This is a genomic window from Legionella moravica DSM 19234 (assembly GCF_000423305.1).
In the GTDB taxonomy this organism is placed as follows: Bacteria; Pseudomonadota; Gammaproteobacteria; order Legionellales; family Legionellaceae; genus Legionella; species Legionella moravica.
Genome location: NZ_KE383999.1, coordinates 226,168 through 241,588, shown reverse-complemented (window position 1 = coordinate 241,588; position 15,421 = coordinate 226,168). Strand labels below are relative to the sequence as shown.

Below are 15,421 nucleotides of genomic sequence, written 5' to 3'. Positions count from 1 at the left end.
TGTATATCATGACTTGTATTTTTACCGACAGGTTGCTTCTTGATCAAGAATATAAGCGTCTGTTTTTAGAAAAATTATCGTCCAAGGCAAAATTAAAAGAGTGTTTATCTGCTCGCTATGATAAAAAAGAAATTACCGATGCTGAATTAGATGGCATATTGCTTAATAATCATAAAAAAATCTATGATTTTATCGGCAAAAGCAATGAACACCGAGTTCGTTATTTTTTCGGATCAGAAACACACATTGATTTGCGAGATTCACAAGTACGATTGATAGATCGAGTTATTCTTGACAGCATCCATTTTGAAGTCATTAATAGGCTCATACTCCGGTTCATTGATGAATACAGCAATAATCAAACAGACATTCATGAAGAATGGGATCAAGAAGTTCAAAGTCACGAGGAACGTAATAGCTTACCCATAATGCTTATTATTCAGAATGCAATTAAAGCGAATAAAATCAGAGTCTTTAACGATCTGGTTTTCCCAGCAAAGAAAACAGTCGCACTTCTTCAATTGAAAGGACAAAACATCACTCCTAATAAACACCTGTTCACCAATTGGTTGTCTCCCTCAAAAGCTCCTTCTCGTATGAACGGGTTTCACTTAATGTATGCAGGCATTGCATTAAGTATAAGCGTTTTATGTGCCTTTTTTATTTATATGATTTCATGGAATATAGCGGGTTCTGCAACTTCAACATTTGGTGCATCAGCTGTGGCAGCTCTGAATCCAATTGGTTTTGCTAGCGGCCTGCTTGTTGCACTCATCTTAAGTGGAATAATAAGTTATGCCTGTTCTAATCCGAAAACCTGGTTAATTAATCCCTCTTTAACCATTCAAAAACCCCAGTCCGATCTAAAGTCCACAGAATACATATTCAGCAAATTACCTAAGAAAGAACATATTGCTGAATCAGATATAGAACCTCCAACAACAAATGTTCGAACATTATTCGCAATTGACGGTACTACAAATAATCAACCGCTAACAACAGATAATGCTGATTTAAATGGACATAGTAAGGGTTTTAATCAGAATCGATGATCCACTGAATGATTTATGGTGCAGTTATTCACGCTTGATCGTTCATTGTGTGTTGAAAAAAAGCCCGGTTTTTTTGAATAATCACTACTTTCGGTATTAAATACATCAATTGTAGAAGATTGATTATTAGAGGATAAAACACCGCAATAGGCGCTTTTTATATCATTCATTGCATCAACATCCTCAGCTTTGTTTTTAACACTGACAAGATTGTTCCAATCAAAATCAATCATATCAAGATCAGTAAAGGTTTTTTCAACCTCTGCAACCGCCTTGACCATGACGTATTTATTACCAAAATAAGTCCCCATTGATTCGGATTGTAGAGATGGCACTACAACTGGCGCACCGGTAAATTTGCAATATTTCGCAGCCATCACTAAAGTTTGATGAGCCAGCTCGTCCATTAGATCAGAATCTAATTTGCCAAGTAAGGTATCAAACACAGATTTAAGGTGTTCCGCAATAGAATCGTAATTAGAAAAGCAACGAATCAAATCTGCACTATGAACCAATTTAAATAATTGCTTGAATAGTTTGATTTTTGTTCGTCTTTCTTCCGTTATGTATTGGTGGTGATATAAGTATAATGGATTAGGGCTTTTATAATCAAAACAGATCGCAATCGCATCAACTAAACCAGGATCGTATCCTAACTTTAAGGCTATTTGTCTAAAAATCTCAGACGAACGTGGACTATAACTCCGATCACCCGACCATCCCAATTCATTGGTTCTTCCTGAGCGATATAAAAAGAAAGCCAACTCGAGGCAGTTTTTCTCTTCAAGTGAGAGAGATAAAAGAGCATTAGAATTATCTGAATCCAGAGTATCTTTGACCATAAACTGCATCAATTTTAGTACACTATTGAATAATTGAACCAAACGAATACTGTGTGTTGTTCCATGATTTGGACGAAATGCATATAGATTGCGCCTAAAATCATATTCGAGGGGCATTTCTACGTAGGGAACCTCTATAATGTCTTCAGACAAACATCGAAATAATCTATATTTAATCCCTTGTGGATTAGGTAAGCGCCAATAATCTATAAAATGATCCAGTTTTCTATGCGTAATGAGAATCCTGTGTTGCAACTCTACCGAGTACTTTAACTCAACCGGGAGTTTGATCACTTCTCGATCTTCCCCGATGAGCAAGAGTTTTTTAAGCGTCTTAAATTCGCCATTTGTTAACTCAAGATGAAGGCCTACGCTAACTTGTAAATGCTCAAACCACTCTAGAGCGGGATGTTTGATGTCTTTAAGAAATTGAGTAATACTTTGGCTCAACTTCTCAAGATCCGTGGCTTTTATATGCTTTTGAAATGCATTGTCTATTTTAATAGCATATATATTAGGATCAACGTATTCAATTTTGAACAAATGCATTCAATTTCCTTTTCCACTGTCTCATCGTTAATGACAGTACATTGGTCTTAGTCTGAAGTGCTCGACTCGAGTCAAATGAACTAATCCATGGTATGCTTGTGTACTGCAGACTTTATGCTCCACAAAGGGTTTATAAAGCATTCATCAACTCGCCTTATGGTCCCGCTCATTTTATGACAGGATGAGAGTACAAACAACAAAGAGATTTTGGCAAAATTAAAGTAAGCAAATTGTATCAAAATTGAACTAATATGTCTACTGATATATACAACTTTGTGCGTTAGTTTGTGGTGAGCTTCAAAAACAGCTCACTACCCTCCTCAGAAAATAGAAAACACTCTTCCGCATCGGCTGTAGAAACAACGTCCTTTTTTTCCACAAATTTGCTCAAGTCTCGATCTGTTTTGAAAAATGGAATAAAGAATTTTGAACTATGCCGAATTTCATCTGCCACCTTTTTTTCGACAATGCCCTTGGTTGGTCCTTTAACGGCCATAATAGACAAATCATCCACTGTTTTTTCAAACTCTTCGCGTAGATGAGCCTCTAAATTGAGGTAATTTTTATAGACCAATTGTTGAGCTATTTCAGGAGTTAACAATTTAGGAACAAACAAACGTACCTGTAATGTATGCTGATTTCGCACCTCACTACCCGGTGTTTTTAGCTGTACCAAAGTCTCGAGAGCGCTGGGATTCTCAGGGTCTACAATCCCGTTTTGTTTTGAAATGTACGCAATTTCATCAACCAAATGATGAGGGATTAGATATTGATAAAGAACGCCCTGCTTTCCAAAACGTTCATCTGTAACCAGTTTTTGGAATTTCGCGTACAGCTCATTTCGTTCTAATTCGTATCCAAATAATAACCCCATTTGATCCAGAATATTATTGATTAAACATTTGAAATCAAGTCGAGTAACTGATGAGTTATTATAAAAATAATCCACTGTGGATTCATCAGAAGCATAATCGGCATTTTGCCACAAGCTGGGATTACACGATAATATATGCCATAAATTATATTCGCTATTATCGAGTGCATGATCTTGAGACATTATTTGTTTCATGCGCTCAAAGCTTTCACATACTTTGCCTATAGGCTTTGATTTAATACCACGTATCCAGGCTATAGATTTTGATCCATCATTAAGCTCTGCCAATTTACGGCAAAACAAATCCAATGCATAGCTGGCTTTTGTTGTAGAGTGATAAACACTGACATGTGTGTCCAGGTATTGCCGTTCTACATCTATACACTGTTCCGTCGGGATTATATCAATACTTTTTCGATTCCAGCCCTCAACGTACTCAGTATCCTGGCCATGTTTATTATGCGCTTTAAGTAAAAATCCACTCGAATTTATATCCGGTTGAGTATGATGCTCATGCTCAATCCATAATTGTGTTGGAGATTTAAATCCAGGATTGCATTCCGGCCTTACTCCAATAAGACGATAAAGCACTGTTTTGGGAAAGTTGGCTGATTCTACAGCGAGTTTTCTGTTCCCATTATCTCTTAATTCAGCGTATTGTGGCCCAGCCACGGGGGCTCCTGTCTGCTTACAAAGAGTTACTGCATAGGATAGAAATTGATCCGAAACGCCACTCACATCGATATGTAGGGCAAGTAATTGTTTAAGCTCCTCTTCAACCGGTTTTTTTATCTCCTCAAAGTTCTCAAAACAACGGATCAAATCACTTTCATGACTTAACTTTAATAATTTAGTGAATAAACGTGCCTTTTCTTCAGTTTCTTGAATACTATGATTGGTGAGCTGAGGGAGTACAGAATGTTCCGCATGATAATCAAAACACAGTGCCAGTACATCAACCAATGCTGAGTTAAACTCTAAATCCAGAGCAATTTGCCTGAACACAGCAGCAGAACGCGGGCCATAAGTAAGGTCACTCTGCCAACCTCGTTCATTCGTTCTACCCGACCGGAATAAAAATGCCGCTAGTTCGAGACACGCAACCTCTTCAGCAGATAATGATTGGGCAACATAACTACTTTCTTTATTTCCATACAATCGAATACAGGTAAGATAATTTGAAGCCAAGAGCATTTGCCTGATGGCATGAGTCGTACCATGATTCGGATGATACGCTATAAGTGCGTGATGTTGTAAAAAGTCATTGGGCTCATCTATATAAGGATTTTCAATAATGTCCCTTGATAATAATTCATAAAGTGCAAACTTTAATCCATTGGCAAAATCCCAATACCGTTGATAACCCTCCAAGTTTCTATAGGAAAAAGATACAGGAAGATTTGGTTCTACAGGCGAAGTCTGTAATTCGACAGGCAGCTTAACTGTTTTTTTGTAACTGCTGGCAAAGAGTAGCTCATAAAATTCACGTTCAAGAGCTTCTTTATCAAATTTTAATTGATAAGGTATATTTACAGTCAAATCCAGGGTACCTAATTGATGTTCATACAGCCACAAGTTAAGTTCTGAAGTCATTGTAGCTACATCGGAGATTTTAATGTATTTTACAAACTGATCATTAACAATCAGTTTATAACATAGTGAGTCAGCATCATTTAAGAGGAGTGTAATCATATAAATTATTTAACATTTAGCTTAATATGTGGACAATGCCAATCAGTATATCAAACGAATATTAAGTAATTCTTAACGGCTGTTATTAATTAAAATTTGAGCGGTAAAACTGCTTCGTAAATAAAACCCTCGAGGTAAAGTCTTTACTTTATTGCCATTCGCATCATAGCAAAAACATAATGACTTACCGTGTGCTGCTTTTGGTCTGACTTGCAAATAATTACCGACAGTTGCGTTGAGGTGTTCCAGATGTCCAGAACTGATTTGCCAGGTTAAGTAGTCCCAATCCGATGACAGAACTTCCTCTTCTTGCTTGCTTGGTGACCATAAAAAGCCATTCCCTACACGTCTGTGCTCAAATGGAGTATCTTTATCGCCCTCAATCGGTATCCATAAAACCCGCTTTAACTTGGCATAACATTGTGAGGTCCTCCAGTTCTGATGATGAATCGTCAACAGTGGAATGGACGTAACAAAGGTTGATTCTGCCGGCCTTCCTGATTTTGCAATCGGCAGTGTTTTGAGTTCAATTCCCAATTCTTGGAAATCAGGCTCTGATTTATTCTTGGCATCAGTACCCAGGACATGTTCCAAGGCCATGCCAACCCATCCTTTTCGATGAACGGGATTTGAAGGGATCGCTATTTTTACTTCCATACTTAACTGAGCAAAACTTAATCCTTGCAGACGATTGCTTCGTGTGAGTAATTCGCTCTCAGTCGTTGGGGGATTGATTTTTGGAGTAAAAATCTGCATGTCCTTCTTTAAATTCTACAGTTATAGGTTCTATAGGCGGTTTTATCCCCGCTGCTTTAAACTGCGCAGTAATAGCAAACAAAACTTTGGAGCGTATTTCAACGCGATTATGAGCCTGAACATTGATAAAATATCGTGCTTCAAATTCGATTAATGCTGTATCAATTTTTTTCAAGAACACCTGAGCGGGAGGATCACCCACTATCTCAGGAATAATAGCCAGAACGTCTAGAATCAACTGTTGAATCATCACCGGATCATCTGCTCTGCTCACTTTAATTGGGATGACTGTTCTTACAATGCCGTCCTGATGTGTCCAGTTTGTAAAGGGCTTATTGAAGGTTTCCGCGTTAGGTATCAACACTTGCGTGTTATCCCAGGATGATACCCGCATTGAGCGGATGCCTATGTGCGCAACCTGGCCTTCGTACTCACCGATGGTAATCAAATCACCTTCCCTGACAGGGCGCTCAATAAGCAACATAATGCCACCCACAATGTTTGAGGCGAAATCTCGTAATCCAAACCCCATCCCAACTGCCAACCCCCCTAAAATCATGGACATGCCGCTGAAATCAAGACCCAGAACATGCAAGGTGATAAAACTACCCAACAAAATGACCGCGTATTGAGTAAAAACAGATAAACTGTTTCTTATCCCTACGTCTTTGGCGTTTTTAAAAAGCCAGCGATAGCAAAACTCCCGCGTCCACTTTGCTGCCCATACAAATATAGCCAATAGAATAAAAAATTCGATAACACTAAAAACGGTAATATGTATTCCAGTAAAATTGACAATACTGTACTGAGCCAATTTTTCAATGCTAATAATCACCAAAGAATCTGAGTGCCATCCGAACAATTGGAATAAAATAAGAACGCTCAGCAAGAATAAAACAATGCGTAGTATGCCATCCAGGGGCTTTAAAAATACCTCAATCCATAACCAGCCATTTTTAAGTGAGGAGATCATCCATTCAGAGAGCAGTTCCAAAGCATCAAATACTAAACCTCTGGCAAGGATATACCCAACAAGCACGGTAAGAATATACGCTTGATAACGGCTCATAGTCCATGCCAAATTAACAAAGCCTAATAAACCGATTATAGCCGTTGTAAATAAAGTGATGGGAACCAGAACGACTAATAGTGAAATAGCATTTTTCACATACCTTTTTTTACCTTTTAATACAGGCCTTAACAAATAAGGTATAACATCCTTACTTTTCCAGGCAACCAAAGAAACAGCAAGGATAAACAACATGAATAAACGGTTAAATATATCTTGAAGTAATAAATTCAATGGAAGTATATGGCTGAATACCATCAGTGCTGTAGTCCATCCTCCAAACAGTAATAACCATTTGAGTCGATAATACAATTTTACATCTTTGCCTGAAGAATCAGTAATTCGTTCTAATAAAACCAATCGTGCAATTAAAATAAGCAGTCGAAAGGTAAACCATACAGTAATGAGATTGAATAATAATTGGTAATTGGAGAATGAAATGTTGGTGATATAAAGTACAACCCATACCATGGCAAAGATACAAAGATATGGGATATTTCTTTGTACCAAAGTCAAAGCACCGTCGTACAGATATCCTGTTAAACGGGATCGTTCTTTATCACTGCTCAGTGTTTTCAAAAATCGGTTTAGGAGATAAAAAATGGCAATTATCAAACCCAGTGTTGTCCATAAAATGACAATCGGCAGAGTGTCCAACCAACTGTAACTATCATATACCTTCATAGTTAACGTTTTAATGTATTTATAAAATAAGTGAGGCATATCAATGAGTTTGTGCAGAATTATTGACCAACTGTTCATGTTGTATTCTGCAAGGGGTTGCCGTACTGAAGTCTGTTTTTTAAGTTCATTTTGATACTCATCCAGACTTTTAATCAATTGAATTTTTTGAGTTTCTGCATCTTTAAGTTGTTCTTTTATACTGAGCTGCAAAGAGCTAATTGATTTCTTCAGTTCAGGTTTTATTGACAGGTTAGTCTCGGCATTTAGCGTTTGTACAATCTGCTGTAAAGCCTTTTCTATGGTTGTGTATTGATTAATGGATTCTCGATAAGTATCAGTGACAAGCTGCAAGGTTTTTGTATCTGAATTATTTAACAAGAGAATTTTTGCTTTAATCACTTGCTTTTGAACCGTTAATGCATCCAGATATTGATGAATCACAGCGATATGCTGGTTATTAATAAAAAAACGGGCTTCAAGATCAATCTGTTCGTCTGCATTGCTACCTGGGTGTAAGCTACCTTGTTTAAACACATTATTTTGATATAACAAGCCAAGTTCTTTATTCAGTTCTGCTCTTAAGGACTTAATTTGAACTAATTTTTGCTCCAGTTCAAAATTTGATTTCCAAAGTTTTAATTTCTTGATTTCATCATTTAAAACAACTTGAAACTGTTGTGCCAAATCAAGATTTTCATTAATCAACTCTATAGTCTTCTTATTGACGGTCAATAAAGTTTCTACTTTCCCCACCCGCTCTTGAACACTGACATCCCCATTTGCTATGGGCAGCTGCTGTAAATATTTTAGACGTTGATTCAGGTAAGTTAGTTGCTTGTTCTGGTTTTCAAGAAAACCTTCAAAGGTCTGAATTTTAGCACGGTTCATGGTCAGCAAAGCGCTTGTTTGCTGCATTTTAGCATTGTACTGCTGTTCATCTAACGGTGCTGTTTGCTGCTTTGCATCGTTAATGGATATGGTTAAATGGGTTTTTTCCTGAGCTAAATACTCAACAAGAGTCGCGTTTATTTGTTCCTCAGGCAGGGTAACGGGATTAGAGGGCGTTGCGGTATGTAACTGCCCACTCAGACCAAGGAGCAGTATGAGAAACATTAACGACATACACCACCAGCTCTTCAAGTTGGAGGTGTATGTGCCCATTTTATTTTGTCGTATTAGTGGGTGCAAGTCGTATTCCCAATTCATTCAGTTGTGCATTACCAGTAGGAGATGGCGCACTGGTTAAGAGACAGGATGCTGTTTGCGTTTTAGGAAATGCAATGACATCTCTTATGGATGAAGAGTCAGTTAGCAACATGGCTAATCGGTCGATTCCCAAGGCAATTCCACCATGCGGTGGTGCTCCATACTGTAACGCATCCAGCAAGAAGCCAAATTTCTCACGCGCCTCATGCTCATCAATACCGAGCAGATCAAATACAGTCTGTTGCAATTGAGGCTGATGGATACGAATAGATCCGCCACCAATTTCATAGCCATTAATTACGATATCATAAGCCTTGGCTAGAGTGTTGGTTGGATTGGCTCGAAGTGCTTCAGGCGATAAATCCTGTGGAGATGTAAAGGGATGATGCATGGATTGTAAACGATTGTTCTGATGGTCCATCTCAAACATAGGCCAATCGACCACCCACAATAGTTTCCAGTCATTGCTTAACAGATTACGATCATGACCGATTTTAACCCGCAAAGCGCCCATTGATTCATTAACAATGTGCGCTTTATCAGCACCAAAGAAAATGACATCACCAGCACGAGCTTCAACTCGTTTAAGAATTGAACTCACTGCGTCTTCGGAAAGGAATTTTAATATGGGTGATTGAAGCCCAGACATGCCATCATAGAGATTGTTGACTTTAATGTAAGCAAGACCTTTAGCGCCATATATCCCGACAAATTGCCCATAACCATCCAAATCCTTACGACTAAGATCACATCCATTAGGAAGTTTTAAGGCAACAACACGTCCATCGCTGGAATTTGCAGCAGAAGCAAATACATTAAAATCACAATCTTTAACCAAGTCAGCAACATCAACCAATTCGAGGGGATTTCGCAGATCAGGTTTATCACTACCAAACCGTCTCATGGCCTCAGCGTAAGACATTCTGGGGAGTTTCTCTGGTATCTCGATATTCAGAGTATTCTTAAAGACAACTTTTAAGAGCCCTTCAATCAGTTTCAAAATATCTTCTTCATCGATAAAGGCCATCTCAATATCAAGCTGCGTAAACTCAGGCTGGCGATCAGCACGTAAATCCTCATCCCGGAAGCAACGAACGATTTGATAATATTTATCAAAGCCTGACATCATCAATAATTGTTTGAATAATTGGGGAGATTGAGGCAATGCATAAAACTGTCCAGGATGAACACGTGATGGCACCAGATAATCTCGGGCTCCCTCAGGAGTCGCTTTAGTGAGCATGGGTGTTTCTATGTCAAGAAAATCCTGCTGATTCAAATAGTTACGTATGCAACTGGTTAATTTATGCCGTAACATAAGCTTATTCTGCATGGAAGTACGGCGTAAATCGATGTACCGATATTTATATCGTAAATCTTCGTTAACAATTTGGTGATCATCGGGCAAAAATGGTGGAGTTGGTGACTGATTCAGGATTTCCAGTCGAGTACCGACTACCTCAACCCGGCCTGTAGCCATTTTATCATTTACCATCCCTTCTGGTCGATTACGAACGATACCTGTTATACGAACAACAAATTCAGATCTTAATTTTTCAGCAATGGAAAATGTATCCTGATTCTCCGGTTCATAAACCACCTGAAGCAAACCGGAACGATCACGAACATCCAGAAAAACAACACCACCATGATCACGTCTATGATGTACCCACCCACATACAGTGACTTCTTGGTTTAAACAGGATTCATTCACAGTTGAACAGTAGTGTGTACGCATAAAACCACCTTTATATTTTTATTGTGTTTTTGCCAATGCTGCCAACTGCGTTGGACTGCATTACGCCTAGAGATATTATAAATTTTAAAGCCTCATCCACGCTCATATTTAATTCTGTCACGTCCTTCTTCGGAACCATCATCAAAAAACCTGATGTGGGATTAGGTGTTGTAGGGATAAATATAGAGACCATTTCTTCATTGGCTTTCTCATTAATTTCAGAATTCCCTGATCCTGTTTGAAAACCAACGCTCCAGATCCCTTTACGCGGGTATTCAATGAGTAGCACTTTGCGGAACGCTTCGCTATTTGTAGATAATACCGTATTGAGTACTTGCTTGACGGCATTATAAATAGATCGAACCAATGGAATTTTTGCAAGGATTGACTCACCCCAGCTCATTAGTCTTTGGCCAAAAAAATTGGTTGCAAAAATTCCTGTTGCTATTAGTAGCAACAAAGAAATAATGACGCCCACACCCGGGATATGTATTCCTAATAACTGTTCAGGCTGATAAGCCTTAGGAATTAGGGCCATTGTATTATCAAGTAAATCAATAATAAAACGAAGAACGCCTATGGTGACTAATATAGGCAACCAAACTACCAGTCCTGCCAGCAGATAGCGTCTTAACGATACAGACCTCACTCAGAATCACCTTTGGTTGATTTGGCTGAATCAGAAGTTTTGGCAGGTGTATCCTTGCTGGTTGTTTCAGCTGAAGGAGCTCCGCCCTTCTTTGATTCTGAAGATGTTTTGGACGTAGAGCCTTTGTCTTTAAAATCAGTGGCATACCAGCCAGTACCTTTGAGTTGAAATCCGGCAGCAGAAATCAATTTGATTACTGAATGTTCAAAACATTTGGGGCACTGTGTTACTGGGTTATCTGTAAATTTTTGCATCAAGTCAAAATGATGATGACAACTTGTGCATTGGTATTCATAAATTGGCATCGAATAGAGCTCCGTTAACTTCAAATATCTCAGATTTAACATTGCATTATAACCAAGTAGTGATGGATGAACAACCTTTAAAATGAGATAGACCACGGCTGTCCCATTAAAAATATGACGTCTTTCCGAGCGTAGCGAGGAATCTCCTGCAAATTGGCACAATCTGAATTAATGCATTAATTATCATTACCTTTTAACCTCTATGTTTTTACAAGGAATTTAATGATGTCATCAGAAGATGTCCCTGGATTTTTATATCATTTCGACTGATATGATTTTAATAGCCGCATTCTAATGGGATCGTGCAACCTTGCAGGAGATTCCTCGCTACGCTCGGAAAGACGTCATATTTTTAACGGGACAGCCGTGTGCGATAGACCCTACATGACAAAAAACTGTCATGCCCGCCTGCACGGGCAGGACAGTTGTTTTATCATGTGTAGAGTGAGGTAAATGCTGAATATTAATCAAGAATCACCAGAATTTATAAACCAACAAAAAACAAGATGATTAAAAAAACATGCCATTTAAGATTTAATGCTGGATAAATTAATATCGATAAGATCACCGGCATAAGGCAAAGTTGCTAGTAAAGGAAATTTCAGCAAGTTTTTTATCGTTTGAATATTTTCCTCAAGAAGCAACATATCCGGATCAAGGCAATTGGCAATCCATCCTGCACATTCAATCTGGTGCGCCTGTAGGGCAAGGCCTGTAAGTAAGGCATGATTGATACATCCTAATTGCATACCTACTACTAAAACTACAGGAATCTCGCTGACTTTCAGGAAGTCAACCCATGTTTCCTGATTAGTTAAAGGAACCATTAACCCTCCAGCCCCTTCAATAAATAAAGTCTTCGCTCCCTGAACTTCCAAATTCAGACAATAATCAGCCAACTCATGGATATTAAGATTAGCTCCGACCTCATCTGCTGCCAAATGGGGAGAAACAGGTAGTGGAAAACGCCAGGGGTTGGTCTGCTCCATGGATAAGGGGCTGTTGTGTATCAGCAGTTCCGCATCAGAACTGATCAATTGGTTCTTATTCATCAAGCAACCGCTGGCCACTGGTTTTATGGCTACTGATTGAGTAAAAAAATCAGCTAATTTTCTGGTGACGTAGGTTTTTCCACAATCAGTATCAGTGCCGGTAATAAAGTATCGATTCATAATATAAATCCTGAAAACTCTTCAATAAATTCATCGGTGTGGGATAAAAAAGGCATATGAGCTGCTTTGTGAAACAAAATGTATTTGAAATCAGGATAAATGCTCTGCATGTAATGCATGGTCTTAACCGGGGTGATCGGATCCAAACGCCCAAACATAAAACAAACAGGTATATTTAAGGAATTTAAACCATCCCTAAGATCCCACTCCTCTAAAATTTTGAGGCCAGACTCCAAACCGCATTGGGAGGGGAGCGCTCCCGTCTCGAAGTGAATCTTTTGTTTATTAAGTTGAAGGCTCACAAATTCTTTTAGTGTTTTAATAGTATCCTGAGAAAGGTTTTGATAAAAGTGAGCAAATACATCTTTGGAAACACCGGGCCAATCTGGTTCAGACAGAAATCGTGGTGAACTGGTAATGTTTACTAATTTAATGATTCGCTCAGGTTCCTCTATTGCAAGGCGAGTAGCGAATAATCCCCCAAGGGACCATCCCGCCAGTATAAACTGTGCGGGCAGTCTGGATAATAAATTCGCTTTAAAAGAATTCCAATCCTGCATGGCGCTCAAACCAAATCCAGGTAAATCAACCAGTATTATTTGGTATGCTGCTTCAAAGTGAGGAATCAATGAACGCCAGACTTGACTATCAAACCCCCAGCCATGGAAAAAAACCACAGGTATTCCCGTTCCATAATTAGTAATGTGCAGATTCATAAATTTTATCTAAAGTATTGAACAGCCTGTTAATATGCTCTTCCTGGTGATTGAAATTCAAAATAATTCGTAACCCTGTTTGTTTGGTACTAACCGTTGGTGAGCGAATAGGAGAACAACTCAATCCAGCCTGTCTAAGTTCCTTATCATAATGCAATGCTAAATGAGGACATCCTAATTGAAGTTGCTGAATTGGGCTATTGGAAACGCTCCATTGTAATGGTGATGTGTTTATTTTCTGTTTAAAATAATCAATCAGCTGAACTAAGCGTCTTCGTCTATCATCTGCAAGTATAATGACATCCAGAGTTTTGAGTATGCCATAGCTTAAAGCAGGACTTGGAGCCGTGGAATAAATGAGCGAACGAGCGGCTTGTAAAAGTGCATTAATCCAAACTGTTGTTCCGGCGACTACAGCGCCTTGAGATGCAGCAGATTTTCCCAATGGAAGAACTCGTAAGGGTACTTCATTCTGGGTTAAGCCATAATGACTAACAGCTCCCCTGCCTTGTTCACCTAAAATACCAAAAGAATGCGCTTCGTCAACCAAAAGTACCGATCTTTTTTCTTCACATAATTCCGATATAGTGGAAAGGGGTGCAATCTGTCCACTCATACTGAAGATACCTTCTGTAATGACGATATTCTCCTCAACTGTGCTCTTCAGTTTGTGAGATAAGTCATCCATATCATTATGAATGTATCGTGTGAACTCAACTTGCGCTAATCCCAATCCATCATAAATAGAAGCATGAACCCCTTTATCAATAAGGCAGCGAGCATTAATTTTACCCATTAAAGATGCTACAGCCAGATTTGCCGCATAACCCGAAGAAAATAAAATACATTCATCAACAGCCAATAATTCGGCAAATGCGCGCTCTGCCGCTTGATGATTTGCATGATAACCGCTTAAAAGCATTGATCCGCCACTACCTGATGGATACATGGCATAACCCTCTTGATACGCTTTGGTAATACGATGATCAGTACTTAATGATAAATAATCATTACTATCAAAAGGCATTAGAGCAGTTTGTTGCGCATCAGGTACACGACGCGTTCTTAATAACCCTTTTTGACTCAAGCTTTCGGTATATTCTCTAATTTTTTGATTTAGAGTCATTAGACCATCTCGGTTAAGCCTAATTTATTAAACAACGCTTTGTCTTTAGCTCTCTGAGGATTTTCTTCTGTTAATAATTTATCGCCGATGAATACAGAATTCGCACCTGCAAAGTAGCACAAAGCTTGTAACTCATCACTCATTTCAGTTCTTCCAGCTGTTAAACGGATAACGCTTGCCGGCATTAAAATTCGTGCAGTAGCAATAGTTCGGACCAGTTCGATACCTTCAACCGGTTCTGCCTTGGCAAGACGCGTTCCTTCAACAGGAATCAGGCGATTAATTGGAACACTCTCTGGTGGGGTTTCCATATTCGCCAAAGTCAATAAAAACTCTATTCTATCTTCTCGAGTTTCTCCCAGACCAAGAATACCACCACAGCATACATTGATTCCTGCAGCCCGAACATTGTTGAGGGTATCCAAGCGATCGCTGAATTTACGGGTAGTCACAACCTGCTCGTAATATGAAGGTGATGTATCGATATTATGATTGTAATAATCAAGCCCCGCTTCTTTTAATGACTTCGCTTGTTCCTGGTTCAACATCCCTAATGTCATGCAGGTTTCCAAACCTAGCGCTTTAACGCCCTCAATCATTTCTTTTAATTCAGGCATTACTTTATCAGGCGGACAACGCCATGCAGCACCCATACAAAATCGCTTCGCACCACCCTCTTTCGCTTCCTGGGCACTTTTTAATACTTCAGTTACCGACATTAACTTTTCTTTCTCAACATGAGTTTTAACATGTCCGCTCTGAGAACAATACCCACAATCTTCTGGACATGCTCCGGTCTTAATACTGAGCAACGTTGCAAATTGTAAGGAATTTGAATCATGGTGCGCTCGGTGCACTGTATGCGCCTGATACAACAAATCATTGAACGATTGTTGATAAATCGCTGCAATCTCAGATACGGTCCAGTTTTTCTTAGGCTCAGTCACTACTACCCCCTTTTATTCATAATGTTGAACATGATAAAGTCACG

Annotated in this window: 12 protein-coding genes; 1 reads left to right on the top strand and 11 read right to left on the bottom strand. The window is 38.9% G+C overall.

What is annotated here, in order from left to right; genetic code table 11:
* Window positions 1-8 precede the first annotated feature (8 nt).
* Window positions 9-1,052 carry a hypothetical protein gene (locus G543_RS0111200; RefSeq protein WP_028384592.1) on the top strand — a complete coding sequence of 348 codons (1,044 nt, stop codon included), beginning with the start codon at window positions 9-11 and terminating at the stop codon, window positions 1,050-1,052.
* On the opposite strand, the gene G543_RS0111195 is transcribed toward G543_RS0111200, so the two are convergent.
* The 11 genes from G543_RS0111195 to bioB all read right to left on the bottom strand — a co-directional run bounded on the left by G543_RS0111195 (window position 1,040) and on the right by bioB (window position 15,377).
* Window positions 1,040-2,443 carry a SidE phosphodiesterase domain-containing protein gene (locus tag G543_RS0111195; RefSeq protein ID WP_028384591.1) on the bottom strand — a complete coding sequence of 468 codons (1,404 nt, stop codon included), beginning with the start codon at window positions 2,441-2,443 and terminating at the stop codon, window positions 1,040-1,042. The genes G543_RS0111200 and G543_RS0111195 overlap by 13 nt on opposite strands.
* A gap of 280 nt (window positions 2,444-2,723) precedes the next feature.
* On the bottom strand, window positions 2,724-5,009 hold the full coding sequence (locus G543_RS0111190) for a SidE phosphodiesterase domain-containing protein (protein WP_028384590.1): 2,286 nt from the start codon (window positions 5,007-5,009) through the stop codon (window positions 2,724-2,726).
* 72 nt (window positions 5,010-5,081) lie between these two features.
* The gene (mutH, locus tag G543_RS0111185; RefSeq protein ID WP_035922095.1) at window positions 5,082-5,765 is read right to left on the bottom strand and encodes a DNA mismatch repair endonuclease MutH; all 684 of its coding nucleotides are present in this window, start codon (window positions 5,763-5,765) and stop codon (window positions 5,082-5,084) included.
* Window positions 5,725-8,679 (bottom strand): mechanosensitive ion channel domain-containing protein, encoded by a 2,955-nt coding sequence (locus tag G543_RS0111180; RefSeq protein WP_051190680.1) that lies wholly within the window; start codon window positions 8,677-8,679, stop codon window positions 5,725-5,727. The genes mutH and G543_RS0111180 overlap by 41 nt, the downstream gene beginning before the upstream one ends.
* A 1-nt stretch (window position 8,680) precedes the next feature.
* Entirely contained in the window at window positions 8,681-10,462 is a 1,782-nt protein-coding gene (gene aspS, locus G543_RS0111175) for an aspartate--tRNA ligase (protein ID WP_028384587.1), read from the bottom strand.
* 10 nt (window positions 10,463-10,472) lie between these two features.
* The gene (locus tag G543_RS0111170) at window positions 10,473-11,111 is read right to left on the bottom strand and encodes a DUF502 domain-containing protein (RefSeq protein ID WP_028384586.1); all 639 of its coding nucleotides are present in this window, start codon (window positions 11,109-11,111) and stop codon (window positions 10,473-10,475) included.
* On the bottom strand, window positions 11,108-11,416 hold the full coding sequence (locus G543_RS0111165) for an FmdB family zinc ribbon protein (RefSeq protein WP_028384585.1): 309 nt from the start codon (window positions 11,414-11,416) through the stop codon (window positions 11,108-11,110). Before G543_RS0111165 ends, G543_RS0111170 begins: the two co-directional genes overlap by 4 nt.
* A gap of 527 nt (window positions 11,417-11,943) precedes the next feature.
* Window positions 11,944-12,588 (bottom strand): dethiobiotin synthase, encoded by a 645-nt coding sequence (bioD, locus tag G543_RS0111160; protein ID WP_028384584.1) that lies wholly within the window; start codon window positions 12,586-12,588, stop codon window positions 11,944-11,946.
* The gene (locus tag G543_RS0111155; RefSeq protein WP_028384583.1) at window positions 12,585-13,304 is read right to left on the bottom strand and encodes an alpha/beta fold hydrolase; all 720 of its coding nucleotides are present in this window, start codon (window positions 13,302-13,304) and stop codon (window positions 12,585-12,587) included. Before G543_RS0111155 ends, bioD begins: the two co-directional genes overlap by 4 nt.
* Window positions 13,285-14,430, bottom strand: coding sequence for an aminotransferase class I/II-fold pyridoxal phosphate-dependent enzyme (locus G543_RS0111150; protein ID WP_028384582.1), 1,146 nt, complete (start codon window positions 14,428-14,430; stop codon window positions 13,285-13,287). The genes G543_RS0111155 and G543_RS0111150 overlap by 20 nt, the downstream gene beginning before the upstream one ends.
* Window positions 14,430-15,377, bottom strand: a complete 948-nt coding sequence (bioB, locus tag G543_RS0111145; RefSeq protein WP_028384581.1) for a biotin synthase BioB — start codon at window positions 15,375-15,377, stop codon at window positions 14,430-14,432. The genes G543_RS0111150 and bioB overlap by 1 nt, the downstream gene beginning before the upstream one ends.
* Window positions 15,378-15,421: the final 44 nt, after the last annotated feature.